Below are 26,032 nucleotides of genomic sequence, written 5' to 3'. Positions count from 1 at the left end.
ATGGCACCCGCCGTCCCTAGCACCATGGAACGCCCGCACTTCATCGGCATCGGTGGCGCCGGGATGTCGGGCATCGCCAAGATCCTCGCCCAGCGCGGCGCGAAGGTCGCGGGCAGCGACGCGAAGGAGACGGCGACGGCCCAGTCCCTGCGCGAGCTCGGCGCCACCGTCCACATCGGGCACGCCGCCGAGCACCTTGCGTCGGACGCCAGCTGTGTCGTCGTCTCCAGCGCCATCCGCGCGGACAACCCGGAGCTGGCGCGCGCCGCCGAGCTGTCCGTCCCGGTCGTGCACCGGTCCGACGCGCTCGCCTCGCTGATGACCGGCCTGCGCTCGATCGCCGTCGCGGGCACGCACGGCAAGACGACCACCACCTCCATGCTGGCCGTGGCCCTGACCGAGCTGGGTCTCGACCCCTCGTACGCGATCGGCGGCGACCTCGCCGGGCCGGGGACGAACGCACGTCACGGCGAGGGCGACATCTTCGTCGCCGAGGCCGACGAGAGCGACCGCAGCTTCCACAAGTACGACCCCGAGGTCGCGGTCGTCCTCAACGTGGAGCTCGACCACCACGCCAACTACGCCTCGATGGACGAGATCTACGACTCCTTCGAGACCTTCGTCGGCAAGGTCGTCCCGGGCGGCACCCTGGTGATCGCCGCGGACCAGCCCGGGGCCGTCGAGCTCACCTCCCGGGTCCGTGACCTGTCCACGCTCAAGGTCGTCACCTACGGCGAGTCCCCGTCCGCCGACGTGCGCGTCCACAAGGTCACCCCGCGCGGCCTCACCAGCGAGGTCACCGTCCTGCTCGACGGCCGCTTCCTGACCTTCACGGTCTCGGTCCCCGGCCGCCACTACGCGCACAACGCCGTGGCCGCGCTCGCCGCCGGAGTCGCGCTCGGGATCCCGGCGCACAACCTGGCGTCGGCGATCGGCAAGTACACCGGAGTCAAGCGCCGCCTCCAGCTCAAGGGCGAGGCCGCCGGCGTCCAGGTCATCGACTCCTACGCCCACCACCCGACCGAGATGACAGCCGACCTCGAAGCGATGCGCGGCGCCGCCGCCAACTCGCGGCTGCTGGTCGTGTTCCAGCCCCATCTCTTCTCCCGTACCCAGGAACTGGGCACCGAGATGGGCCAGGCCCTCGCCCTGGCCGACGCGTCCGTGGTCCTGGACATCTACCCGGCCCGTGAGGACCCGATCCCGGGCATCACCAGCGCCCTGATCGTCGACGCGGCCCGGGCCGCGGGCGCGGAGGTCACCGCGGTGCACGACAAGGCGAGCGTCCCCGACGTCGTCGCGGGAATGGCGAAGCCCGGTGATCTGGTTCTCACGATGGGCGCGGGCGACGTCACGGACCTCGGTCCCGACATCATGGCCCGCCTGGCCGGTCCGTAGATGCTGAGGGAGCCGAGTTCATGTCGTACGACGTCGAAAAGCCGGACGAGCAGTGGCGCGCGGAGCTGACTCCCGCCGAGTACAAGGTCCTGCGCGAGGCCGGCACCGAGCCCGCCTTCGTCGGTGAGTACACGGACACCAAGACGGAGGGCGTGTACTCCTGCCGGGCGTGCGGCGCCGAGCTCTTCCGCTCCGACACCAAGTTCGAGTCGCACTGCGGCTGGCCGTCCTTCTACGACCCGAAGGACACCGACGCCGTCGAGCTGATCGAGGACCGCTCTCACGGGATGCGCCGTACGGAGGTGCGGTGTGCGCGGTGCGGCTCGCACCTCGGCCATGTGTTTGAGGGGGAGGGGTACCCGACCCCGACCGATCAGCGCTACTGCATCAACAGCATCTCGCTGCGGCTGACGCCGGGCGAGGGCTGACGGTACGGGGCCGTGGACGTCCGGTCCACGGCCCCGCCCGGCGTGCGACACCGACGGCCCAGCCCGGCGTGCGCCTGCCAAGTTCCTGTGCTTACACTGAGTAACAGAGAGTGGTTGTCACAGACCGGAAGTTCTCATACCGGAAGCACAGACCGGACGTACCGTGCGCCATCAGCGTGTGTTGATACCCGCACTCACCCTGCTCCTTGTGTTGCTGCCCGCGGCCACCGCGGCGGCGCAGGGTGACGAGGAGGTACCGCACGGCCCGGGCTTCGGCGCCCGTGCCCTGCAAGCCCTCATCGACGGCATTCAGTTCGGCGTCATCATCGCGATCTGCGCGGTGGGCCTCTCCCTGATCTTCGGGACCATCCACCTGATCAACTTCGCGCACGGCGAGCTCGTGACGATCGGCGCCACGTTCGCGTTCTTCCTGAATGTCTCGGCGGCCGGTCCCGGCTGGCATCTGATCCCCGCCGCGATCGTCTCCGTGGCAGGCGGAGCCCTGCTGGGCGCCCTCATCGACCGTGGCCTCTGGCGGCCGTTGCGCGCCCGCGGCACAGGTCTGATCAACATGTTCATCGTCACGATCGGACTGTCGCTGCTGCTGCGGCACATCGTGCTCGTGCTGTATGGAACCCGGCCCGGCTCATTTGCCCAGTACGACATCCAGAAGGCGTACGACCTTGGCCCGGTGGGCATCACCCCACGGGACCTCACCGTCACCCTGCTCTCGGTGGCGACCCTGCTCGGTGTCGCCCTGCTGCTCCAGAAGACCCGGATCGGCACGGCCATCCGGGCCGTCTCCGAAAACCGCGATCTCGCCGAGGCTTCGGGCATCGATGTGCAGCGGGTCGTATCGGTGGTCTGGATGCTCGGCGGTGCGCTCGCCGCCCTCGGCGGGGTGTTCTTCGGACTGGTCGAGATCGTCACCTGGGACATGGGCTTCAAGCTGCTGCTGCTCATGTTCGCCGGGGTCATCCTCGGCGGTCTGGGCTCCGCTTACGGCGCGATGGTGGGCAGCCTCGTCATCGGCATCGTCGCCCAGATGTCCACGCTGTGGTTCCCCGTCGACCTGCAGTACGCGTGGGCGCTGCTCACGCTCATCATCGTTCTCCTCGTCCGGCCGCAGGGCATCCTCGGCCACCGCGAACGCATCGGTTGAGGGGTGGTGTGCCATGGAATTCGACACGATCCTCTCGGACGCCATACGGTCCGGCATCGGTCCCATCGCCGCCATCTACGTGATCGCCGCCATGGGACTGAACCTGCATTTCGGCTACACCGGGCTGCTGAACTTCGGCCAGGTCGGGTTCATGCTCGTCGGCGGTTACGGGCTCGCGATCACCGTCGCGACCTGGGGCGGCTCGATGTGGCTCGGCGTCCTCGTCGGACTTGCCTCCGCGATCGTGCTGGCTCTGCTGCTCGGCCTGCCGACCCTGCGGCTGCGCGCCGACTATCTCGCGATCACCACCATCGCCGCGGGGGAGACGCTACGGCTGTTCTACCGGTCCAGCTGGGCCGAGCCGACCACCGGCGGAGTGTTCGGGCTGCAGCGGTTCGCCAATGACTTCTACGACCTGAACCCCATCCCACGGGGCACGTACGGCTTCTGGACGGTCAAGTTCAACGCCCGGGACCTTTGGGTGATGATCATCGCCTGGGGCCTGGTGGTGATCGTCGGGTTGCTGCTCGCCCTGCTGATACACAGCCCGTGGGGCCGTGTCATCCGGTCCATCCGCGACGACGAGAATGCCGGGCGCAGCCTCGGCAAGAACGTGTACGCGTACAAGATGACGAGCCTCGTGCTGGGCGGAGTGCTCGGCGGGGTCGCCGGAATGCTTCAGGCCATACAAGTGCAGTCGGTGAGCGCGGACAGCTTCGATCCGGCCGTCACCTTCTTCCTCTACACCCTGCTCGTGCTGGGCGGCGCCGGGACGATGCTGGGCCCCGTCGTCGGCTCGATCCTCTTCTGGTTCGTGCTCTCCTTCATCGACAGCGCACTGCGTCAGGCCATCGAAGCCGACTACATCTCGCCCTCCGTGATCAGCACCTCGGAGATCGGCGCCGTCCGCTTCGCCCTGGTCGGGCTCGCCCTGATCCTGCTCATGGCGTTCAGACCTCAGGGGATCCTCGGCAGCCGGAAGGAGATGCTGCTCAGTGGCCGCTGATACGCAACCCTCGTCCGCGCCCGAGCCCGAGCCCGGCCCCGGGTCCCGCTCCGGGCCGGCGCTCGAGCCCGTGCCCGGTGTGCGCAAGCCCGACCCGCTGCTCGTCCTGGACGGTGTGACCCGTACCTTCGGCGGCCTTACCGCCGTCCAGGTCGATCATCTGGAGGTGCAGCGCGGGACCATCACGGCCCTGATCGGGCCCAACGGAGCCGGCAAGACGACGCTGTTCAACCTTGTGAGCGGGTTCGACCGGCCCGACGGTGGTCAGTGGTCGTTCGACGGGCATCCACTCAGCGGGCGCCCGCCTCACCGGATTGCCCAGCGGGGACTGGTCCGTACGTTCCAGCTCACCCGGACGCCCGCCCGGCTCACCGTGCTGGAGAACATGCTGCTCGCGGCGACCGAGCAGCGCGGCGAGCGGCTGCTGCCCGCCCTGCTGAGGCCGCTGTGGCGCAAGCAGGAGCGGGAGAACGTGGACCGGGCCGACGAGCTGCTCAACCGCTTCCGGCTCATCAAGCTGCGGGACGAATACGCGGGCACCCTCTCCGGCGGCCAGCGCAAACTGCTCGAAATGGCCCGCGCGCTGATGGTCCGCCCCGCGATGATCCTGCTGGACGAGCCGATGGCCGGGGTGAACCCCGCGCTGACCCAGTCCCTGCTCGGTCACATCACCGCGCTGCGCGACGAGGGGATGACCGTGTGCTTCGTCGAGCACGACATGGATGTGGTGATGGGCATCAGCGACTGGGTGGCCGTCATGGCGGGCGGAAAGCTCGTGGCCGAGGGACCGCCGCACACGATCGGCCGGAACCGCGCCGTCGTGGACGCCTACCTCGGCAAGCGGCACGACGAACCCGGAGCGACCGGCGAGGAGGCGTGAGCCATGCCCGAGAACGGAAACGGGCCCGTGGACGGTCCGGTGCTGGTGGCCGACGCGATCGTCGCCGGATATGTGCCGGGCGTCGATGTGCTGCGCGGCTGCAGTGTCGATGTGCGGCAGGGTGAGTTGGTCGGAGTGATCGGCCCCAACGGTGCCGGAAAGTCGACCCTGATCAAGGCGGTCTTCGGTCTCTTGCGCGTGCGCGGCGGCACCGTGCAACTCCACGGCGAGAAGGTCACCAACCGCCCCGCACACGAACTGGTCCGCCGGGGCGTGGGGTATGTGCCGCAGCTGCAGAACGTCTTCCCCGCGCTGACCGTCGAGGAGAACCTGCGGATGGGCATCTATCTGCAGCCCAAGAAATTCATACGCCGGCAGGCGGCGGTGGAGGAGATCTTCCCCCTGCTGGGCACCCGCCGGAAGCAGAAGGCCGGATCGATGTCCGGCGGTGAGCGGCAGATGCTCGCCATGGCCCGGGCACTGATGATGGAGCCGCAGGTTCTGCTGCTCGACGAGCCGTCGGCAGGACTGTCACCGATCTTCCAGGACCAGGTGTTCGAAAGGGTGAAGGAGATCAACGACGCGGGCGTCGCCGTGCTGATGGTCGAGCAGAACGCCCGCAGGTGCCTGCAGATCTGCGACCGTGGCTACGTCCTCGACCAGGGCCGCAACGCCCACACCGGTACCGGAATGGGTCTGCTGCACGACGAGAAGGTGATCGAGTTGTACCTCGGCACCCTCGCCCGCGTCCGCTGAATCCGCGTCCGTTGAACGCCGTTCTCCTCCCTCACTGCTGAGCCTTGCTCACCTGTGTGCTCACGGTCTGCAGCTGGCCCTTCTGGTTGTACGTGTACACCTCGATCGTCGCCTGGCCGGGCTCACCGGCGTCGGTGAAGTCGAGCGGACCGCTCACGCCGTCGTAGTCGATGTCCTTGCCGGCTGCGATCAGCTTCTTGCAGGTGGCGAACGAATTGCACTTCTCGCCGTCCTTGGTGACTCCGACCATCTCCTTCGCAAACTTCCCGGGGTCGTCGGACTTGGCCTGCTCGGCGGCGAGCGCGATGGTCGTCACGCAGTCGAAGACCTGCGGCGCGAACTGCAGCTCCTTCAGGCTCGGGGCGAACTTCTTCAGCTGAGCAACGAACTGCGGGTTGGACGCCGACGCCGGAGCCGTCCCCTTCATCCCGGCAAGCACGGCGGGATTGGCCGGAGAGACGAGCTTGGGCAGTTCCGCGCTCCGCAGCCCGTCGGCTCCGTACACACCGACCTGCTGGGGCCCGATTCCTGCCTCGATCATGGCCTGGAGGATCTGCGTGCCCTCCTCGAAGCCGATCACCACTACGGCATCCGGCTTCGAGTCCTTGGCCTTCTGGACGATCTGGTCGTAGTTGGTGGCCTTCGTGTCGTACGTCTCGGCGAGCGTCACGGTGGCGCCGCCGTCCTCCAGCCCCTTCTTGGTGGCCTCCATCAGCCCCTTTCCGTAGTCGTCGGCACGCGCCATCAGGGCCACCCGCTTGTGGCCGTCGCCCTGGATTGTCTTGGCCAGGATCGGCCCCTGGAGCGCGTCGCTCGGCGCGGTACGGAAGTAGAAGCCGCCGTCGTCGTAGTCGGTGAAGGTAGGCGCTGTGTTGGAACCCGAGCACTGGACGACACCGTCACCGGTCACCCGGTCGATGAACGCCAGGGACATTCCGGAAGCCGCGGCACCGATGATCGCATCGACACCCGTGTTCAGCACGCGGTCCGCCGACTGTGCCGCCACGGCCTCCTGGCCTGCCTCGTCGCCACCGACCACGGCCGGTATCGGCTTGCCAAGCACTCCGCCGCCGGCGTTGATACCAGTGACAGCGAACTTCAGCGCCTCGATCTGCGGCGGGCCCAGAAAGGCCAGCTGCCCGGTCTCCGGGAGAACATATCCGAGCTTGAGCTGACCATCCTCGTCCGACGATGAAGCACTGCCACTCGAGCCGCAGGCCGCCAGCAGCAGCACGGCCGCGCTGGTGAAGATCGTGGACCGCCGTATCGACGTTCTCATGTCCGCCTCCTCTCAGTGGAGGCCGGCGGCAGGTCGACAGGTTGCCTTCCGCCTGCCTTCTGTAAAAAGAGTAGAACGATCAGACGCTGTTGGCGCAGTCGAGCCGGGACGTGAAGTACGGAAGGATGAACCGTCAACGTCCGCGCCCGTTCGACTTCACGTCGGCGTGACGGCGCAGCCCGGGCTCCGGCGCCGTCGGCCGCTCACCGGGGGCGGCTCAACTGCGGCTGCGCTCCTACGAGTTGCCCCGCCGTACGCGCCGGAGCATGTGCGGTCGGTCGTGGGGCCAGACGGTTACCTGGGCTGCAGCAGGTCCCAGCGGTTGCCGTACAGGTCTTCGAAGACCGCGACCGATCCGTACGGCTCGTGGCGCGGCTCCTCCAGGAAGCGGACGCCCGCCGCGGTCATCCTGGCGTGGTCGGCCGCGAAGTCCGCGGTGTGCAGGAAGAAGCCGACCCGGCCGCCAGTCTGGGTGCCCACGCTCGCGCGCTGGGCATCGTCCCCCGCGCGGGCCAGCAGCAGCGCGGCCCCGTGGCCCGAGCCGCGAGGGCGGACCACGACCCAGCGACTGCCGTCCCCGCGGTCGGTGTCCTCGACCAGGTCGAAGCCGAGTGCGTCGGTATAGAAGGCGATGGCTTCGTCGTAGTCACGGACGACGAGGGTGACCAGGGCGATGTACGACATGAGCCGAGGTTATACGTATGATGGGGCGGGATCAACGCAGTGGAAGAATGCCTGCCATGCACGTGCCGCCGCCCCCGCAGTACCCCCCGCACGTCCTGTACCGCGCCCGCGCACTCGCCGTCTCCGGCCGCCGCGTCGTCCTGGGCATCGCCGGACCCCCGGGTGCGGGCAAGTCGACCCTTGCCGCCCACATCGTCGACGTACTCGGGAGCCTCGCCGTCCTGGTCCCCATGGACGGCTTCCACCTCGCTCAGACCGAGCTCGAACGCCTCGGGCGGGCCCGCCGCAAGGGTGCGCCCGAGACCTTCGACGCCGCCGGGTATGCCGCCCTGCTGGCGCGGCTCCGCTCCCCCGTCCCGGGCGGCACGGTCTACGCCCCCGCCTTCGACCGCTCCCTGGAAGAGCCGGTGGCCGGAAGCATCGCGGTCGAGCCCGAGGTCCCCCTCGTTGTCACCGAGGGCAACTACCTGCTCCACGACGAGGGCCCCTGGGCCCAGGTCCGCCCCCTCCTCGACGAGGTCTGGTACCTGGAGCTTGACGACGCCGTCCGTGTCAGCCGCCTGGTCGACCGGCATGTGCGGTTCGGCAAGCAGCGGGCGTTCGCCGAGCGCTGGGTCCACGACTCCGACGAGCCCAACGCCCGGCTGGTCGCCCGCGGCCGCGGCCGCGCCGACTTCGTGATCACACAGTCCGCTCAGGCCGTGTCCGGGTGATCAGGCCTGACAGGGCCTCGCCCGGCCGCCGCGGCGGCGTGCGCCACGGCGGCCGCCGCCAGTGCCCGCACAATCGGGTGCGGGCGCGTCCCGTCCCCGTACAGCTCCGGCTGGAACAGCGTCGCCAGGAAGAACGGATGCCCGGGCAGCTCCGCGATCCGGACCTGCCCTTCCTCGTCCTCGCCCGTGAAGCGCAGCCCGTGCGCCCGCAGCGTGTCGAGATGCCGGGAATCGGGGCCGTACGAGCAGTGGTAGCGCTCCTGAGTCCTCTCCGCCCCGAGTACCGACTCGGCGAGCGAACCGGGCGTGAGCCGCACCGCGCCCTCATGTCCCACCAGAGAGCAGGCCAGCGGCGCGATGAGCAGGTCGTCGGCATCGGGGTCGTTCTCCGCGTGGGCGATATCGACGAGGCCGCAGACGTCGCGCGCGTACTCCAGCAGCGCGTGCTGGAAGCCGCCGCACGTGCCGAGGAAGGGGATGCCCCGCTCGCGCGCCGAGCGGATCGCGGCGAGGGCGCCCGCCTCGCTGCGGTACGGGCTCCCCGGCAGCACCCACACCGCGTCGAATCCGTCGACCGCGCCGGGCGCCTGCGCGTCACCGGTCGGGATCCAGTACGCGTCAAGGACGAGCCCGTCGCGTTCGGCGAGGGCGTCGAGGAGGCCGGGGACACGGGTGTGGGACTTCACATGGGGCGAACGATCGCCGACGAGGGCGATCCGGGCGACGGTCTGCGTGTCCGTCTTCGTCGTGCCGGTCTTCATCATGACGAACATGCTGGTCGCCGCGGTCGGTTCACGTCCAACGATGATCTGTACTCCCGTGATCGCGGATGCTTATGACATGGACCCGCACCTCCTTCATACGTACGTCACCGTCGCCCGGCTGTCGTCGTTCTCAGCCGCCGCTCGCGAGCTGGGCTACACCCAGTCCGCCGTCTCCCAGCACATCGCCGCCCTCGAACACGACCTCGGGATGTCCCTGCTGAACCGCCGTCCGGTCACGCCGACCCGGGCGGGCGAGCGGCTGCTGGAGCACGCGGGCTCGCTGCTGCTTCGCCTCGACGCCGCCCGCGCCGACCTCACGCGCCTGGCGGGCGAACCGGCCACAGCACTGACCGTCGTCGCATCCCCGCTCGCCGTCCGGCCGGAGACCCTCGCCGCGCTGCCCGTCTCGCGCGCGACTCTGCGGGTGCAGCCCCGGGAGGACATACCGGCCGCCGTCGCGACAGGGGCCGCGGACCTGGGCCTCGTCGACGGCCTCGCCGCACCCAGCGACCCGTTGCGGCTTCCCGACGTCGCCCCGCTCACCGCCACGGGCGTGGCCGAGGAGCCCGTCGCCGTCGTGCTCCCCGACGGCCATCCGCTCGCCCGCCGACGCGGGCTGCGGCTCGCCGATCTCGTCGACGCCCGCTGGCTGGACGCGCCGGACGCCGGACTGCCGCTGGAGCAGCTGCGCGCGGCGACGGGCGCGGCGCGGGGCTTCAGGCCGGCTCTGCGGTACGAGGGCACGGACATCCGTACCCTCCTCGCCCTCGCGGCCGCCGGACTCGGTCTGACGCTGCTGCCGCACGCACTGGCCCCGGCGGACGGGGCCCTCGCCGTGCCGCTCACCGAACCCCGGCTCGTCCACCGGACCGAGCTGCTGCACACGGGCGTGCTGCGGGGCTCCGCCGAGGGCTTGGCCGAGCGCATGCGGAGCAGGATCTGATTGTTCAGGACACGGTCTGTACGCTCGGGGTTCTGGGATGCCGACGGAAGGCGGGTTGACGTGGGGTTGTTCCGGCGAGGGCCGAAGCGCGACGGACGCGATGCACCCCGGGACCCCGAGTTCTCCTTCTTCTCGGCCGAGGAGGGCACCCGCTTCCGTGCCCAAGTGCGCGAAGCCTTCGCCGAACAGGGCCTGGAGGTGACCGTCTACGCGGACGTGGTGTCCGACAGCGCGGGCCGCCAGTTCGGGCTGGCCAACCTCGCCGCCGTGTGCCACAACGACGAGCGCGGGCCCCGCGCCTGGCCCGAACTGGTCCGGCAGCACGTCGGGATGGTCCTGCGCACCATGGACGCACCCTCCGCGCTCGACACCCTGCCCGCCGAGCAGATCCGCGCGCAGCTCTACCCCCGCGTCGTCGGCCGGGACGGCTTCAACCCGGAGAACTTCGGCTACGCCCGCCCCCTCGCCCCCGGCCTGTACGAGATCATCGCGCTCGACCTCCCCGAGAGCGTCATGATGCTCACCGACGAGGCCCTGGAACCCCTCGGTGACCTCCAGTACCTGCGTGACCAGGCGCTGTACAACCTCCGGGGCCTGCCCGTCGAGGGCCACGAGACCGTCAAGGACGCCGATGGCATGCGCTTCGAGGTGGTCCTCGGCGACTCCTTCTACACGGCCAGCCGGGTCCTGGCGCTGGACAGCGTCGTACGGCAGGTCACCGGGGAACAGCTGTCCGCCGACGGGGCACTGGTCGCGATGCCCTTCCGGCACCAGCTGGCCTTCCACGCCATCCACGACACCGGCATGATCCCCGCGCTCAACGCCATGGCCTCCTTCGCGGCCTCCGGCTACGCCGACACCCCCGGCGCCATCAGCCCGTACGTCTACTGGTGGCGCGACGGCACGCTCACCCAGCTCAGCGACCGTGACGAGGACGGCGAGGGGCTGCGGATCGTGGTCGGCAAGGAATTCCAGGAGCTGTTGGAACGGCTGGTGGCCAAAGGCGAGGAATGAACTCGCGGGCTCCGTGCCCGACCGGCACGATGGCCCCATGCCGACCACACCCGCGCCTTTCACCGCCGGCGACTACCGGGCCAGAATGGCCCGCGCCGCCGAGTCCGCCGCCGACGCGGGGCTTGCGGGGCTCCTCGTCGCTCCCGGCCCCGACCTGGTCCACCTCACCGGCTACCGGCCCGCGGAAACCGAACGGCTCACCCTCCTCGTCCTCGCGGCCGGCCACGAGCCGGTCCTTGTCGTCCCGACGCTGGAGGCCCCGGACGCCGCGGAGGCCCCGGGTGCGTCCGCGCTCACCCTGCGGGACTGGACCGACGGCAAGGACCCGTACGCCGTCACCGCGACGCTCCTCGACAAGGCTGGGCGGTTCGGCGTCAGCGACAACGCCTGGGCGATGCATCTGCTCGGCCTGCAGCACACGCTGCCGGAGACCTCGTACGTATCGCTGACCGAGGTGCTGCCCATGCTGCGGGCGGTGAAGGACGCGCATGAGCTGGAACGGCTGGCAGCCGCCGGCGCGGCGGCGGACGCGACGTACGAGGAGATCCTCAAGGTCCGCTTCTCCGGGCGCAGGGAACTGGACGTAGCGGCCGACCTCGCCGCGCTGCTCAAGCACTTCGGCCACTCCCAGGTGGACTTCACGGTCGTCGGCTCGGGCCCGAACGGTGCGAATCCCCACCACGAGGCGGGGGCACGGACCATCGAGCAGGGCGACATGGTCGTCCTCGACTTCGGCGGCCTCAAGCACGGCTACGGCTCCGACACCTCCCGTACGGTCCACGTCGGCGAGCCGTCCCCCGCCGAGCAGCACGTCCACGACGTGGTGCAGGAGGCCCAGCGGGCCGGGGTCGAGGCGGTGAAGCCGGGCGTGGCCTGCCAGGAGGTCGACCGGGCGGCCCGCGAAATCATCGAGGAGGCGGGGTACGGGGACCTGTTCATCCACCGCACGGGCCACGGGATCGGCGTCACGACGCACGAGCCGCCGTACATGATCGAGGGGGAGGAGCGGGAGCTGGTGCCGGGGATGTGCTTCTCGGTGGAGCCGGGGATCTATCTGCCGGGGCGGTTCGGGGTGCGGATCGAGGACATCGTGACGGTGACCGAGGAGGGTGGGCGCAGGTTCAATGTGACGTCGCGTGAGATGGCGATCGTCGAGTAGGCGCCTGCGGCGGAGTTGTTCCCCACCCGGCCCCTTCCCTCAATCGGGGGCGCTGCCCCCGGACCTCCGCTCCTCAATCGCCGGAGGGCTCAATTCTCAGCCCGTCGGGCGTTTGAGGACATGCGGCCGAAGGTCGCATACGGGGTCTGGAGCGGAGCCCAGTTCGGGATGGGGGAGCTCCCACGGCCTGGTCCGTGGAGGGAGGGCCCGGCAGATGGCAGCTCAGCCGTCCGACAGGACCACGCACGACTCCGGCGGGAGGTGCAGCACCCCGTCCGCCCCCGGTGGCTCGACCCGGTCCCAGGACGCCAGCACCCGCCCCCCACCCCCCAGCGCAATCCCCACCGGCTCCTTCGCGAGGTTGATCGCCACCAGCGTGTCGCCCCGGCGGTAGGCCAGCCAGCGGGCCGATTCGTCGTACGCCACCTTCACCGCCTCCAGGTCCGGATCGGTCAGGTCGGGCTGGGCGCCGCGGAGGGCGATCAGCTCGCGGTGCCAGGACAGGAGGCGTGCGTGCGGCTCGCGGGAGCGTTCGGTGCGGTCCAGGCAGGAGCGGGCCCGGGTCGCAGGGTCCTGAGGGTCGGGGATCTGGTCCGCCGACCAGCCGTGTGCCGTGAACTCCCGCCGCCGCCCGTTGCGTACCGCCTCGGCGAGCTCCGGGTCGGTGTGGTCGGTGAAGAACTGCCAGGGCGTACGGGCGCCCCACTCCTCGCCCATGAACAGCATCGGGACGAAGGGCCCGGTCAGCACCAGCGCGCCCGCGCAGGCCAGCAGCCCGGGGGAGAGGGTGGCGGAGAGCCGGTCGCCCAGTGCCCGGTTGCCGATCTGGTCGTGGGTCTGGGCGTAGCCGAGGAAGCGGTGCGCCGGGGTGGTCGTCACATCGAGCGGGCGGCCGTGCGTACGCCCGCGGAAGCTCGAATACGTTCCGTCGTGGAAGAATGCGTGCGTGAGGGTCTTGGCGAGGGCCGCCAGGGGCGATGCCGCGAAGTCGGCGTAATAGCCCTGGGATTCGCCGGTCAGCGCGGTGTGCAGGGCGTGGTGGTGGTCGTCGTTCCACTGCGCGTGCAGGCCGAGGCCGCCCGCCTCGCGCGGCGTCGTCGTCCGTGGGTCGCCCAGGTCGGACTCGGCGATCAGGAACAAGGGCCGTCCGAGGTCGTCGGCCAGTGCGTCGGCGGCGGCGGACAGCTCCTCCAGGAACGTGAGCGCACGAGTGTCGGCGAGGGCGTGCACCGCGTCCAGGCGCAGCCCGTCGAGGCGGTAGTCGCGCAGCCAGGCCAGTGCGCTCCCCAGCAGATACGCGCGTACCTCGTCGGAGCCGGAAGCGTCGAGGTTGACGGCGGCGCCCCACGGCGTGTGATGGGCATCGGTGAAGTACGGGCCGAAGGCGGGCAGGTGGTTCCCGGACGGACCGAGGTGGTTGTGGACCACGTCCAGGACGACCCCGAGGCCATGACCGTGCGCCGTGTCGACAAAGCGCTTGAGCGCCAGGGGCCCGCCGTACGGCTCGTGGACCGCCCACAGCGACACACCCTCGTACCCCCAGCCGTGCACTCCGGGGAACGGGCACAGCGGCATCAGTTCGACATGGGTGATCCCCAACTCGGCCAGCTCGCCGAGCTGTTCGGCCGCCGCGTCGAGCGTGCCCTCGCGGGTGTACGTGCCGATATGGAGCTCGTACAGCACCGCACCGCCGAGCCCCCGCCCCGCCCAATCGTGCCGCCACTCGTACGCGTCCTGGTCGACGATCGCGCTCGTCCCGTCGGGTCCTTCCGGCTGGCGGCGCGAGCGCGGATCGGGCAGCACAGACCCGCCGTCCAGCGCAAAGCCGTACCGCGCGCCGTCGCCGGCGTCCGCCTCCGTGCTCCACCAGCCCGGTCGACCTTCGGCACGCTCCATGGGGCGCTCGGCGCCCTCCAGCCACAGCGTGACCCGATCCTCGGCCTGCGGCGCCCACACCTCGAACAGCACTGGCGGTCCCCTCGTCGTCGATGCCCGTCGTAGATGCCGTTTCCCATCCTGGCAAGATCGGGGTCTGGAAGCGGGGTCCTTGCCGCCATTAAGGTCACGGCCATGTCGACGCCGCTGCCGCCGCTGCCCGCCTTCCCGCCCGGTTTCCTCTGGGGCGCGTCCGCCTCCGCCTTCCAGACCGAGGGAGCCGTCGACACCGAGGGCAAGGGTCCGTCCGGATGGGACGCCTTCGCCGCCCAGGGCCGTATCAAGGACGGAGCCGACGCCTCGCGCGCCACCGGCTTCCACGCCCGCTACCGCGAGGACGTCGCCCTGCTCGCCGGGCTCGGCGCGGACGCCTTCCGCTTCTCCGTCAGCTGGCCGCGTGTCGTCCCCGGCGGCAGCGGCCCGGTCAACATGGCCGGGCTCGACTTCTACGACCGGCTCGTCGACGAGCTGTGCGCCCACGGCATACGGCCCGCACCCACCCTCTACCACTGGGACACCCCGCTTCAGCTGGACGAGGCGGGCGGCTGGCTGAACCGGGACACGGCCGCGCGCTTCGCCGAGTACGCCTCGGCCGTCGCCGAACGGCTCGCCGACCGCGTACCGATGTGGATCACCATCAACGAACCGGCCGAGGTCACCCTTCTGGGCTACGCGCTCGGCGAGCACGCGCCCGGAAAGCAGCTGCTCTTCGACGCGCTGCCCGCCGCCCACCATCAGCTGCTCGCCCACGGTCTCGCCGTCCAGGCCCTGCGCGCGGCGGGGGCCACCAACATCGGGACAGCGGTCTCCCACTCGCCCGTGCGAACCGCGGGGACGAGCGAGGAGGACCGGTTCGGCGCCGAGCTGTACGACACGATCACCAACTGGATGTTCGCGGACCCGATTCTCACCGGCCGCTACCCGGACGAGAACTTCGCCGCCCTGATGCCGGGACCGGTCGCCGACGACCTGGACGTCATCTCCGCCCCGCTCGACTGGTACGGCGTGAACTACTACCAGCCGATGCTCGTCGGCGCGCCGTCGAACGAAGCTCTCGGTGACTTCGCCGGTGTGGGCCTGCCCGCCGAACTGCCCTTCGGGGTGCGCGAGATCGAGAGCGAGCAGCGCACCGACTTCGGCTGGTCGGTCGAGCCCGACGGGCTGCGCGAGTTGCTCGTCCTGCTGAAGGACCGGTTCGGCGACCGGCTGCCGCCGGTGTACATCACGGAGAACGGCTGCTCGTACGACGGGCTCGACGACCGCCGCCGTATCGACTTCCTCGACGGCCATCTGCGCTCGCTGCACCAGGCGATCGACGCCGGGGTCGACGTACGCGGCTACTTCACCTGGTCGCTCACCGACAACATCGAGTGGGTCGAGGGCGCGGCGCAGCGCTTCGGTCTCGTCCACATCGATTACGAGACGCTGGAGCGCACGCCGAAGGCTTCCTACGCGTGGTACCGGGATGCCATAGCCGCCCAGAAGTCGGGACACTGAACCGCAGGGCACCGGACGTCACGGCACCGGACGTCACGGCACCGAGCGGATCTTCCACACCAGGACACCGCCGAGGAGCGTCACCACGGAGGAGGTCAGATACAGTCCCGCGTACCCGCCCGCGTACGCCACGACCGGAGCGGCCAGCGCCGGGCCGAGTACCTGCGGGGCGGAGTTGGCGACATTGATGACGCCCAGATCCTTGGCCCGGTCGCCGGCCTGCGGCAGCACCTGGGTGATCAGCGCCTGGTCGACCGCGATGTACATCCCGAAGCCGAGCCCCAGCAGCGCTGCCGCGCCCATCGCCATCGGCCACGTGTGCCACAGACTCAGCAGCAGCGAGGCGGCCGCCATCACCGCCGAACCGACCGCCACCAGCGCCCTGCGCCGCCCCAGCCGGTCCGAGACCGCCCCACCGGCCACGGCCGTCACCGCCACGCCCGCCGTGTACAGCAGCGTCAGGATCAGTACGCCCTCGTCCGGATTCGCGTAGTGCACCGCGTCCTTGAGGAAGTACAGGAGATAGAGCGTGCCCATGGCATTGCCGAGCATCACCAGGAAGCGGGTGAGCCAGGCCCAGCCGAAGTCCGGATACGCCCGCGGACTCACCCAGAAGTCCTTCAGCCGCACCGGCTCCCGAGCGGACGCCGGCACGTGGGGGTCCGGCATGAGAAAGACGAACGGCAGCGCGCAGAGCACCGTCAGCACGGCCAGCAGCAGATAGCCCGTGGCGATGCCCGTCACCACCATCGTCACCAGAACGGCGCCGACCACCAGACCCAGCGTCATCGGTATCCCGAGGAATCCGGAGACCGCGGCCCGCTGACGGACCGGCACCTGGTCGGGCACCACGGCATTGGTCCCGGCGAGCATGGCGTTCAGGCCGAGCTGGGCCAGACACCAGCCGAGCGCGACCCCGACGACGGTCGTCTGCGCGGCGGTGACGGCCAGTCCCACGGCGCCCAGCACCGCCCCGCCGAGGATCCACGGCCGGCGGCGGCCGAAGCGCCCGCGCGTACGGTCCGAGAGCGCGCCCGCGAGCGGATTGGCGACGACGGCGACCAGCGCCCCGACACCCGTGGCCCAGCCCAGCGCGACCTCTTTGCCCGACGGGGACAGCGCGTCGATCTGCTCGGCGAGCAGCACCTGGATCGGCGTCAGAAAAGCCATGAAAAGGCCCAGGTTGGCCAGCACGAGAGCTGATATCCAGCCGCGACCGACGCGGAACTGTGGCTCGAAGTGCAGCTCTTGCGTCGTCATAGGGGGCTCGCCATCAGCTCGGGGGTGCCCGGAGCTTACGGACACCCCCGAGCCCGATCAATCACTAGGCCCTGTCCGGCCGATCTTGCCGGGCTCGCGTGCCCTGGCACGCACATCTGCTGCGTTGTCGTCAGTCGCCGACGCTCCGCGTGGGCTCTCCCCCTGCCTTCGGCGGGGGGACCCCCATCCTCCGCCTTGCAGCTGCACGCACCAGACCCCGCTCACTGATCCGGCCTGATCGACCGCACAGGACCTAACCGGGCAGGAAGTGGATCCGCTCCTGCACGACGGGATGTCCGGCCTTCGCGAAGTTCGCCGCCATGGGAAAGTTGCCCTGATCGGTGGCGCCCGCGATGAACTCCGCGCCCCGCTCGGCCAGGAAGTGCGTGCACTCCACCAGCAGGTCGTAGGCGTAGCCCTGGCCGCGCTGCTCCGGCACGACCCCAATGAAGCCGATGCACGGTCCCGACGGATTGTTTGCCGGGATCTGCAGACCGACGAGCTCGCCTTCCCGCGTGAAGGCCAGCTGCCACCACTCGCGGGGTGAGGGGCACCAGTGGAAGAAGTCCAGTTCTTCCTGTGCCGCCCGGTCGACGCCCGATTCTGCGATGGCGCGCCGTGCGTGCGCGTCGAGCGTTACGGAGTGGACGCGGCGCAGCACGTCGAGAAAGACGGCGTCGTCGGGTTCCGTCCGGAACTCCAGCCGTCCCGGCCGCTGGGGCAGCCCGCATTCGGCAGTCCAGCGGTACTGGTAGCGCTCCACGAGGACCTTCATCCCGGCCGCCCCCGCGGCCCGGATCCTGGCCTCGCCGGCCGCCAGGGCGGCGGGGTCCTCGCGCCAGCCCGCGGGCAGGATCAGTTCGAACTCGGCCTGGAACGGGGAGGTGCGCAGTAGCTCGGCGCCTGCTTCCTCCTCGCCCTCGGCGAAGTCGAACCAGTTGACGTTGACGGGGGTTTGGTCATCGGGTCCGCCCCACCAGGCGGCCCGCGCGACGACCTTGCCGTCGCGCAGCGCGACCCGCTTCCAGTCGGGCCGGTGAGTGGCATTCGCCAGTGCGCGGCCCACACCGAGGGGGTCGGGCAGGGTGTCGAAGAGATGCGCGTCGCTCTCGCTGAGCGCGCGTATGACCAGATCGGTCATGAGAGATGTCCTCCGGGAAGGGATGTGCGGTGTGCGCTCCCGGTCAGACTGCGAACGCGCGGTGGACGGTGCGGGAGCGCGGGAATCGTGTGGTCTGCACTGCTCTCGCCTCCTTCCGTCGGTCCGTGGCGTCGCGATCACGTTAGAGGGCCCCGCGGGGCCCGTCCAGGCCTTTGTTCGACGGCCTTGTTTCAACTGCGCTCCAGAATCAGGGCCGTAGCGGCGAGGGGAAGTGCTTCCGTGCAGGTCACAGCCGCTCTGCGGACGGACGGGAACTCCGGTTCTTCTGGACACTTGTAGCCCTTCGGCCCGACAATCTCGTATGTGACGTCGTCCTTCGAGTTCCACACGTATCCCGCTCGGCTCTCCGATGCCGAGCGCGACCGTGTCCTCGGTGTGCTCAGAGAGGGCGCGGCCCAGGGCAAGCTGTCGCACGACACCTTCGTCCGGCGCATGGAACTCGCCCTGGCCGCCCGTCGCCCCGACGAACTGCTGGCGCTCACCGCCGACCTCACCACCGAGAGCCGCTGGTCACGACGGCTCTACAGCGCGGTCGGCCGCGTCTCGGCCTTCTCGGTGCGGCTGCGCAGGGCTTGGCAGGCCGAGAAGCTGCCGCCGCTTCTGCTGCCCGAACCGGGCCCCCACCCCCTGCGCATCGGCCGTGACCCGGGCAACGGCCTACGGCTGAGCCATGACACGGTCTCGCGCCTGCACGCCGAGTTGAGTCGGCAGGGCAGCCTGTGGATCCTTCGCGACCTCGGTTCGACCAACGGCACCACTGTGAACGGACGGCGAGTGACCGGCTCGGTCGTGGTGCACGACGGGGACATGGTGGGCTTCGGCCGCATGAGTTTCCGCCTCACCGCGCGCTGACGTTCTCGTCACCCGTTCGGGCGCACGCGGACTGCGCGAAGGCCGGCCCGGTGGTCGCCTGGTACAGACGCGCGCGAGCGGGCGCGGCTGCGACAGGGGATCGAGGCGAGATGAACAAGGCGGTTGCGCGCGGCACGGCGCGAAACCCTGCGCCTGCGGGATCCGGTCCGGCGACGGCCGCGGCGGGGCGCCGGAGCGACCACGTACCCCTCCTTCTCGTCCACGCGAGCGAGCAGGACCCGTACCACCACTACCGGCTCCTGCGCGACGCGTATCCCCTCGTCCACGACCCCTCCATCGGTGCCTGGCTGCTGAGCCGCCACGCCGATGTCTCCCTCGCGCTCACCGACCCCCGCTTCACGCAAGGCCACCGGCCCGGCGATCCGCCGTGCGACGCCCACCGCGGGAGCCTGCCGCAGGCCGTGCGAGAGGTCGTCGAGCGGACCGCGTACGTCCTGGCCCGGCGCATCGCGCGGCGGCAACAGGCCGACCTCGTCGAGGAGTTCTGCCGCTGGCTGCCGACCGGCGCCGTCGGCGTGCGGGGCCGCGGCGCGCGCGGGATCCTCGTCGCGGGGTCCTGCGTGACTCAGCTGTCCCTGCGAGAGAGGGCCCTCGCCTCTTTCCTCGCCAACGTCCTGGACCACCCCGGCCAGCTCGCCACCCTCCGCGAGCATCCCGAGCTCATCGGGCGCGCCTGGGCCGAGTCGCTGCGGCGCGATCCGCCCGTTCTGATCGTGCTGCGCCGGGCCGTGGCCGAGGTCGCGGTGAGCGGCGGCACGATTCCAGCAGGTGCAGACGTCGCCTGTCTCATCGGTGCCGCCGGGCGCGACCCCGAGCGGTTCCGCGAGCCGGACCGGTTCGATCCGCTGCGGGACGACCGCGGTCAGCTGACCTTCGGGCCCGGCGACTGCCCCGCCGTACAGCTCGCGGCCATGGAAGCGGAGTACGGACTGCGCGCGGTGCTCGACGCGATGCCGGGCCTGCGCCGCGCGGAGGGACCGCGGCCGCCCGCGACCGGGCTGCTCACCCGCGCCCCGAGGACTCTTCTCGTACGGCCCTGCGGCTGAGCAGCGCCACCGGACGCTCGGCGAACAGCTTCGCCAGCGGCACGGCCCCGCCCGTGAACTCCCGTCCCGGAGCGAGCAGATCGTCCCAGCGACCCTCCGGAAGACTGAGCTCCGTATCCGCCCAGCCACCTGCGTCCGCCAGGCGCAGCGACAACCGCGTGACGGCCGTGACCACCTGGCCCGTCCGGCAGAAAGCCACACAGTGCTCCGCCATGGGACCGCTCGCGCTCAGCGGTGCGTACGTCCCCGAGGCGCCGAAGACCTCTGGCCGCTCCCGCCGCAGCCGCAGCGCCGCCTTCGTCACCGCCGTCTTCTCGTCCGCCGGGCCCTCGCGGAACGGCCGCCGGTTGTCCGGGTCCACCAGCGCCAGAAACTCGCGCTCCGTGCCCTGATACAGGTCAGGCACCCCCGGCATCGTCAGCTGGAGCAGCGCCGCGCCGAGGACGTTGGCCCGGACATGGGGATCCAGGCCCCTGGCGAAGAGCGCGACCGAGTACATCGGCGGCCCGGCGGGACCTGCCTCCACGAAGTCGGCGACAGCCGCTTCGTACGCCGGGTCCTGCTCCGTCCAGCTCGTGTGCAGCGCCGCCTCCCGTACGGCTTTCAGCAGCGCGGTCTGCAGCCTCCCCTCGTAGGGGAACCCAAAACCGACCGCCGTCTGCCAGGCCACCCACGCCAGATGGGGATCGGGCGCCCGCCCGCCCTCCAGCACGCCCGCCTGCTCGGTGATCCGCGCGAGGAAGTCCGCCCAGGCGGCGGGGCACTCGGACAGCACGGCGATCCTGGCCCGCACATCGGCGCTGCGCTTGGTGTCGTGCGTGGTCAGCACGGTCCCGGCGGCCGGCCAGTCGCGCGCGAGCCGTTCGCAGTACGCGTGGAACCGCTGCGGACTCACCGCCGGGCTCCCCGGGTCCCCGCCCACCTCGTTCGCCGAGATCAGCGGCACATAGCGGTAGAAGGCCGTGTCCTCGACGGATTTGGCGCGCAGCGCGGACGACGTCTGCGCGAAGCGGGCACGGAACGCGTCATGGTCGGGCCCTTCGCCGAGTCTGCCGAGCGCGAGGTCACGCACGACATCGACGGCCCCGGCCTCCTCGGCCACCGCGAAGACCGCCTTCGCCTCCTCCGCCGCCTCCTCGGTCAGCACGCCCTCGCCGCCGGTGCGATACGGGCGGTAGACGGGCATGCGCACCAGCAGCTCGCGCACTGCCGCCCGCAGCGCCCAGGGGGCGTGGTCGCGCAGCGCGGGATCCGCCGTGCACACGCGCCCGGCCAGGCGGGTCAGCGCCGCGGTCTCGGCGGCCAGTTCGTGCGTGACCACTCTGTACGCGGCGCGGCGCGCGGTGGCCTCCCAGTAACCGCCCCGGTCACCGGCTGCCTCGGTGAACTCCCGGTACTGACGGACCAGTTCGGCCTCTCCGGCCGGATCGGTGAACAGGCCGTCGATCTGCCGCAGCGCGTCGTACCCCGTCGTCCCCGCCACCGGCCAGCCGGCCGGCAGCCACTCGTCCCCGGTGAGGATCTTCTCGACGACCGTCCAGCACGCCCCGCCCGCCGCCTCGTCCAGCCGCCTCAGATAGGCCTCGGGATCGGCGAGTCCGTCCGGGTGGTCGATGCGCAGACCCTCGACGACCCCGTCCCGTACCAGCTCAAGGATCTTGGCGTGGGTTGCGTCGAAGACAGCCGGGTCCTCCACCCGGACCCCGATCAGCTCCGAAATGGTGAAAAAACGCCGGTAGTTCAGCTCGGTACGGGCGAGCCGCCACCAGCCGAGCCGGTACCACTGCGCGTCGAGGAGCTCGGGCAGCGGCAGCCTCGCGGTGGAATCGCGCAGCGGGAAGCGCTGCGCCCCGTAGTGCAGGACGTCCCCCGCGACGCGCATCGCACCCAGCTCGTCCCCGATCCGGCCCGCGAGCACCGGCAGCAGGACCTTCCCGCCACCCGCCTCCCAGTCGATGTCGAACCAGGGGGCGTACGGCGAGAGGGGGCCCTCGCGCAGCACCTCCCACAGGGCGCGGTTGTGTCCCGGCACGGCGGCCATATGGTTCGGCACGATGTCCAGGACGATCCCGAGCCCGTGCGCCCGCGCCGTACGCGACAGCTCGCGCAGCCCCGCCTCGCCGCCGAGTTCCTCGCGCACCCGTGTGGGGTCGACGACGTCATATCCGTGCGTGGACCCGGGCACCGCCTCAAGCACCGGCGACAGATGCAGATGCGAGACGCCGAGCCCGGCGAGATACGGCACGGCTCGGGCGGCCGCCGAGAACGGGAAGCCCGGCTGGAGCTGGAGCCGGTAGGTGGCGATGGGCGTCATGCGAACATACGTACCCACCTTGAGGGCTTCTCTGTCACCGGCCCCTGTGTCCGTGTCCGCCGTTCGGGCTACGTTCGCCGGGAAGCGCCCTGTTTCACGCCGGGCGCCGCAGCACCACGAGGCTGCGCCCCACCAGCCGAACCCGCTCGCCCGCCGCCACCTTCGGGCCCTGGCCCGGCGGGACACCCTCCTTGCGGGCCGTGTTTACGACGACCTGCCACTGGCGTCCGTGGTTCACCGGAACCGCGAAATCCAGGTCCTCGGCGCTCGCGTTGAACATCAGGAGGAAGGAGTCGTCGCCGATGCGCTCGCCGCGCGGGCCCGGCTCCGAGATCGCGTGGCCGTTCAGGAACACCGACAGCGCCTTCGCGTGCGCCGCCTGCCAGTCCCGCTGGACCATCTCCTGGCCCTCCGGGGTGAACCACGCGATGTCGGACAGCTCGTCGTGCGTCCCCTCCACCGGGCGTCCGTGGAAGAAGCGCCGCCGCCGGAAGACGGGATGGTCGCGCCGCAGCCACACCATGGCCCGGGTGAAGGCGAGCAGCGTGTCCTCCTTGTCCTCGCCCGGCTCCGGCCACCGCACCCAGGACACCTCGTTGTCCTGGCAGTACGCGTTGTTGTTTCCGCCCTGCGTACGGGCGAACTCGTCACCGTGGCTGAGCATCGGCACACCCTGCGACAGCATCAGCGTCGCGATGAAGTTGCGCATCTGCCGCTCGCGCAGCTCAAGCACCTCGGGATCGTCGCTCTCTCCCTCCGTCCCGCAGTTCCAGGACCGGTTGTGGCTCTCGCCGTCGCGGTTGCCCTCGCCGTTGGCCTCGTTGTGCTTCTCGTTGTACGAGACGAGGTCGTGCAGCGTAAAACCGTCGTGGCAGGTCGTGAAATTGATGGAGGCCAGAGGCCGCCTGCCGTCGTCCTGGTAGAGATCGGACGAGCCGGTCAGCCGCGAGGCGAACTCCGCGAGCGTCCGTGGCTCGCCCCGCCACAGGTCCCGGACGGTGTCGCGGTACTTGCCGTTCCACTCGGTCCACAGCGGCGGGAAGTTCCCCACCTGGTAGCCGCCCTCGCCGACGTCCCACGGCTCGGCGATCAGTTTCACCTGGCTGACCACCGGGTCCTGCTGCACCAGGTCGAAGAACGACGACAGCCGGTCGACCTCGTGGAACTGCCGCGCCAGGGTGGCCGCGAGGTCGAAGCGGAAGCCGTCGACATGCATCTCGGTCACCCAGTACCGCAGCGAGTCCATGATCAGCTGCAGCACATGGGGGCTGCGCATCAGCAGGGAGTTCCCGGTGCCCGTCGTGTCCGTGTGGTAGCGCCGGTCCTCGGACAGCCGGTAGTAGGAGGCGTTGTCGATGCCCCGGAAGGAGAGCGTGGGGCCCAGATGGTTGCCCTCCGCGGTGTGGTTGTAGACCACGTCGAGGATGACCTCGATGCCCGCCTGGTGCAGTGCCCGGACGGCTTGCTTGAACTCCAGCACCTGCTCGCCGCGGTCGCCCCAGGAGGCGTAGGCGTTGTGCGGGGCGAAGAACCCGATGGTGTTGTAGCCCCAGTAGTTGCTCAGGTTCGCGTCCACCAGCCGGTGGTCGTTGACGAACTGGTGCACCGGCATCAACTCGAGCGTTGTGACGCCCAGTTCCGTCAGATGCGAGATGACCGCGGGATGCGCCAGTCCGGCGTAGGTGCCGCGCAGCTCCGGCGGCAGCTCCGGGTGCAGCATCGTCAGGCCCTTCACATGGGCCTCGTAGATCACCGTGCGGTGGTAGTCGATACGCGGTGGCCGGTCGTCGCCCCAGTCGAAGTAGGGGTTGACCACCACCGAGGTCATCGTGTGCGGCGCCGAGTCCAGGTCGTTGCGCGAGTCCGGCCTGCCGAAGTGGTAGCCGTACACCGCCTCGCCCCAGTCGATGGCGCCGCTGATCGCACGCGCGTACGGGTCGAGGAGCAGTTTCGCGGAATTGCACCGCTGCCCGCGCTCCGGCGCGTACGGGCCGTGCACACGGAACCCGTACCGCTGACCCGGCATCACGCCCGGCAGATAGGCGTGCCGTACGAAAGCGTCGGTCTCGCGCAGTTCCACCGCGGTCTCCGAGCCGTCGTCGTGCAGCAGGCACAGCTCGATGCGTCGTGCGGCTTCGGAGTACACCGCGAAGTTGGTGCCGGCGCCGTCGTACGTGGCGCCGAGGGGGTACGCCTGTCCCGGCCAGACCTGCATAGATAGACTCTTCCACTTCTGATCCGGGTGCTGGGGGGCACTTGGCCCAGATCCTCACCGAAAGTATTGCCCGGAATGGGCCCCCGCAGCGGTGGACGACGCGGTCAACATCGGGTTCCTTGTTTCGCCCCCGGAAGCAATCACTATGAAACCGCTCACTCCGGCAGATCTCGCCTGACAGAACGGCCCGACTTGACAGGGGAGTTGGGAAAGTACAGTGCCGATCCGGCTGCACCGTGTACTGCTGGCGGAGTAGTCTTCCTTGATCGTTGAAGGGCCAGAGAAGGCGGTGCGTGGGTGAGCTCGGGAGGGCTTGAGCTTCCCCCCGGTGACGCAGGTCACGAGGGGGAACAGGCCGACGTCCCGCCAGGAGCGGTCTCCCTCGCCAGACCTGTGGAGATCGGGGCGGAGCTGGACTGGGGAGCGGACGCCTGGAGCGAGGTCCGGACGCGCGCCCAGCGCGCCGGCCGCGCCTACATCTGGCTGAACCTGGTGGAACAGCGGCTGCGCGCGGTCGTCGCAGCGGTACTGCGGCCGATCTACGAGCCGGTGCACGGCGACGAATGGGTGGTGGCCGCGGCGGGCCCCGCCGGGCAGGAGTGGGTCCAGCGCGCTGTCGCGGTCCGGGAGGTCTCGCGACGCAAGGGCTATCTGCTGGACCCCGCGGACGACAATGTTTTGTCCTTTCTCACGCTCCCTCAGCTGCGGGAACTGATGGTCCAGCACTGGCCGTGCTTCGAGCCGTACTTCGACGACCGGCGCGATGTGGAGCTGGCCCTCGACGAGCTGGAGGTGGCGCGCAACGTCGTCTCCCGCAACCGGGCACTGAACGAGGCGGTCCTCGCCCAGGCGGAGCGCGCTGCCTCCCGCCTCCTGGAGATACTGGGCAGCGGCGCGGGCGTCCCCTCCGCCGACCGGCTCCCCGTCGACGCGGTCGAGGACCTCGTCGGCGACCGCTACGCGGACGTGGTCTCCGTTCACCCGGACCGGGTGCGGCTGCAGCGCCAGATCCCGGCCGAGAACCTCTTCGGCGGGGCGCGCCGCCTCGACGCGATCGGCATAGGCCTGAACCTCCTCGTCCAGAACTTCTCCGGCCGCCGGCTCGTCCGGCTGGCCGAGTCGGGTTGCCGGGTGAGGCTGCTGTTCCTGAACCCGGCAAGCAGTGCGGTCAAACGGCGAGAGCGCGAACTCGGCCTCAAAAAGGGTGAGTTGAGCCGTACGGTCGAGATGAACATCCTCCATATGCGCCGGGTGCGCGCCCGGCTGCGCGACCCGGGCGCCTTCGAGATCCAGGTCTTCGACGAGACCCCCCGCTTCACGGCCTACCTCGTCGACGGCGACGGGCCGGACGGCCTGGCGGTCGTTCAGTCATATCTGCGCAAGGCGCGGGGCATGGAGGCACCGGTCCTGGTGCTGCGGGGCGGGGGGAGGGCGGTCGTCCGGGCCGGCCAGGACAGCGAGAACGGTCTGTTCCAGACATATCGCGAGGAGTTCGAGTCCGTATGGGCGGACTCGCGGCCGGTTTCCTGAGTTGTCAGTGCCGC

At 70.3% G+C, this 26,032-nt stretch carries 22 protein-coding genes; 14 read left to right on the top strand and 8 right to left on the bottom strand.

Annotation, left to right across the window (positions count from 1 at the left end):
- From murC to FBY35_RS07985, 6 genes are all read left to right on the top strand, one after another.
- A complete protein-coding gene (gene murC, locus FBY35_RS08010) occupies positions 1-1,398 on the top strand; it encodes a UDP-N-acetylmuramate--L-alanine ligase (protein WP_142213111.1) in 1,398 nt (465 codons plus the stop codon).
- Between the two features lie 20 nt (positions 1,399-1,418).
- Positions 1,419-1,826: a peptide-methionine (R)-S-oxide reductase MsrB gene (gene msrB / locus FBY35_RS08005; RefSeq protein ID WP_142213110.1), complete on the top strand. Its 408-nt coding sequence runs from the start codon at positions 1,419-1,421 to the stop codon at positions 1,824-1,826.
- Positions 1,827-2,004: 178 nt separating this feature from the next.
- Positions 2,005-2,988 (top strand): branched-chain amino acid ABC transporter permease, encoded by a 984-nt coding sequence (locus FBY35_RS08000; RefSeq protein WP_222123116.1) that lies wholly within the window; start codon positions 2,005-2,007, stop codon positions 2,986-2,988.
- Between the two features lie 13 nt (positions 2,989-3,001).
- On the top strand, positions 3,002-3,994 hold the full coding sequence (locus FBY35_RS07995; RefSeq protein ID WP_142213108.1) for a branched-chain amino acid ABC transporter permease: 993 nt from the start codon (positions 3,002-3,004) through the stop codon (positions 3,992-3,994).
- Positions 3,984-4,874, top strand: a complete 891-nt coding sequence (locus tag FBY35_RS07990; RefSeq protein ID WP_142213107.1) for an ABC transporter ATP-binding protein — start codon at positions 3,984-3,986, stop codon at positions 4,872-4,874. Before FBY35_RS07995 ends, FBY35_RS07990 begins: the two co-directional genes overlap by 11 nt.
- Positions 4,875-4,877: 3 nt before the next feature.
- Positions 4,878-5,630 carry an ABC transporter ATP-binding protein gene (locus FBY35_RS07985; RefSeq protein ID WP_142213106.1) on the top strand — a complete coding sequence of 251 codons (753 nt, stop codon included), beginning with the start codon at positions 4,878-4,880 and terminating at the stop codon, positions 5,628-5,630.
- 31 nt (positions 5,631-5,661) lie between these two features.
- Here FBY35_RS07985 and FBY35_RS07980 read toward each other — a convergent pair whose 3' ends face one another.
- Together FBY35_RS07980 and FBY35_RS07975 are read right to left on the bottom strand one after the other, a co-directional pair.
- Positions 5,662-6,909 carry an ABC transporter substrate-binding protein gene (locus FBY35_RS07980; RefSeq protein ID WP_142213105.1) on the bottom strand — a complete coding sequence of 416 codons (1,248 nt, stop codon included), beginning with the start codon at positions 6,907-6,909 and terminating at the stop codon, positions 5,662-5,664.
- Positions 6,910-7,203: 294 nt separating this feature from the next.
- Complete coding sequence (locus FBY35_RS07975) at positions 7,204-7,593, bottom strand: VOC family protein (RefSeq protein WP_142213104.1); 390 nt, start codon at positions 7,591-7,593, stop codon at positions 7,204-7,206.
- A 56-nt stretch (positions 7,594-7,649) separates the two neighbouring features.
- Here FBY35_RS07975 and FBY35_RS07970 point away from each other — a divergent pair, with 56 nt between their 5' ends.
- Positions 7,650-8,306, top strand: a complete 657-nt coding sequence (locus FBY35_RS07970) for a nucleoside/nucleotide kinase family protein (protein ID WP_142213103.1) — start codon at positions 7,650-7,652, stop codon at positions 8,304-8,306.
- Here FBY35_RS07970 and FBY35_RS07965 read toward each other — a convergent pair.
- The gene (locus FBY35_RS07965) at positions 8,288-9,070 is read right to left on the bottom strand and encodes a glutamine amidotransferase-related protein (protein ID WP_260848556.1); all 783 of its coding nucleotides are present in this window, start codon (positions 9,068-9,070) and stop codon (positions 8,288-8,290) included. The two genes, FBY35_RS07970 and FBY35_RS07965, sit on opposite strands and share 19 nt — an antisense overlap.
- A 76-nt stretch (positions 9,071-9,146) precedes the next feature.
- Here FBY35_RS07965 and FBY35_RS07960 point away from each other — a divergent pair, with 76 nt between their 5' ends.
- The 3 genes from FBY35_RS07960 to FBY35_RS07950 are packed head-to-tail and all read left to right on the top strand — an operon-like array spanning position 9,147 to position 12,186.
- Positions 9,147-10,013 (top strand): LysR family transcriptional regulator, encoded by an 867-nt coding sequence (locus FBY35_RS07960; protein WP_142214961.1) that lies wholly within the window; start codon positions 9,147-9,149, stop codon positions 10,011-10,013.
- A 60-nt stretch (positions 10,014-10,073) separates the two neighbouring features.
- Positions 10,074-11,027, top strand: coding sequence for a hypothetical protein (locus FBY35_RS07955; protein ID WP_142213102.1), 954 nt, complete (start codon positions 10,074-10,076; stop codon positions 11,025-11,027).
- A gap of 37 nt (positions 11,028-11,064) precedes the next feature.
- Positions 11,065-12,186 carry an aminopeptidase P family protein gene (locus tag FBY35_RS07950; RefSeq protein WP_142213101.1) on the top strand — a complete coding sequence of 374 codons (1,122 nt, stop codon included), beginning with the start codon at positions 11,065-11,067 and terminating at the stop codon, positions 12,184-12,186.
- 222 nt (positions 12,187-12,408) lie between these two features.
- Here FBY35_RS07950 and treZ read toward each other — a convergent pair whose 3' ends face one another.
- On the bottom strand, positions 12,409-14,154 hold the full coding sequence (treZ, locus tag FBY35_RS07945; protein WP_142213100.1) for a malto-oligosyltrehalose trehalohydrolase: 1,746 nt from the start codon (positions 14,152-14,154) through the stop codon (positions 12,409-12,411).
- Between the two features lie 102 nt (positions 14,155-14,256).
- Between treZ and FBY35_RS07940 the strand changes: the two genes are divergently transcribed.
- A complete protein-coding gene (locus tag FBY35_RS07940) occupies positions 14,257-15,618 on the top strand; it encodes a GH1 family beta-glucosidase (protein ID WP_260848555.1) in 1,362 nt (453 codons plus the stop codon).
- Between the two features lie 33 nt (positions 15,619-15,651).
- Here the strand turns inward: FBY35_RS07940 and FBY35_RS07935 are convergent, their stop codons facing one another.
- Both FBY35_RS07935 and FBY35_RS07930 read right to left on the bottom strand, forming a co-directional pair.
- Positions 15,652-16,878 (bottom strand): MFS transporter, encoded by a 1,227-nt coding sequence (locus FBY35_RS07935; protein WP_142213098.1) that lies wholly within the window; start codon positions 16,876-16,878, stop codon positions 15,652-15,654.
- A 253-nt stretch (positions 16,879-17,131) separates the two neighbouring features.
- Positions 17,132-18,019 (bottom strand): GNAT family N-acetyltransferase, encoded by an 888-nt coding sequence (locus FBY35_RS07930; protein ID WP_142213097.1) that lies wholly within the window; start codon positions 18,017-18,019, stop codon positions 17,132-17,134.
- A 324-nt stretch (positions 18,020-18,343) separates the two neighbouring features.
- Here FBY35_RS07930 and FBY35_RS07925 point away from each other — a divergent pair, with 324 nt between their 5' ends.
- Together FBY35_RS07925 and FBY35_RS07920 are read left to right on the top strand one after the other, a co-directional pair.
- Positions 18,344-18,892 carry a DUF1707 and FHA domain-containing protein gene (locus tag FBY35_RS07925; RefSeq protein ID WP_142213096.1) on the top strand — a complete coding sequence of 183 codons (549 nt, stop codon included), beginning with the start codon at positions 18,344-18,346 and terminating at the stop codon, positions 18,890-18,892.
- Positions 18,893-19,002: 110 nt separating this feature from the next.
- Positions 19,003-19,959, top strand: a complete 957-nt coding sequence (locus FBY35_RS07920) for a cytochrome P450 (protein ID WP_142213095.1) — start codon at positions 19,003-19,005, stop codon at positions 19,957-19,959.
- Here the strand turns inward: FBY35_RS07920 and treY are convergent.
- Both treY and glgX read right to left on the bottom strand, forming a co-directional pair.
- Positions 19,916-22,273: a malto-oligosyltrehalose synthase gene (gene treY / locus FBY35_RS07915; RefSeq protein WP_142213094.1), complete on the bottom strand. Its 2,358-nt coding sequence runs from the start codon at positions 22,271-22,273 to the stop codon at positions 19,916-19,918. The genes FBY35_RS07920 and treY overlap by 44 nt on opposite strands.
- A gap of 94 nt (positions 22,274-22,367) precedes the next feature.
- The gene (gene glgX / locus FBY35_RS07910) at positions 22,368-24,488 is read right to left on the bottom strand and encodes a glycogen debranching protein GlgX (protein WP_142213093.1); all 2,121 of its coding nucleotides are present in this window, start codon (positions 24,486-24,488) and stop codon (positions 22,368-22,370) included.
- A 297-nt stretch (positions 24,489-24,785) separates the two neighbouring features.
- On the opposite strand from glgX, the gene FBY35_RS07905 reads away from it, so the two are divergent.
- Positions 24,786-26,018 (top strand): SAV2148 family HEPN domain-containing protein, encoded by a 1,233-nt coding sequence (locus FBY35_RS07905; protein ID WP_142213092.1) that lies wholly within the window; start codon positions 24,786-24,788, stop codon positions 26,016-26,018.
- Positions 26,019-26,032 lie beyond the last annotated feature (14 nt).

The organism is Streptomyces sp. SLBN-118, assembly GCF_006715635.1.
Classification (GTDB): Bacteria; Actinomycetota; Actinomycetes; order Streptomycetales; family Streptomycetaceae; genus Streptomyces.
This window is presented reverse-complemented; position numbering and strand designations above follow the sequence as displayed.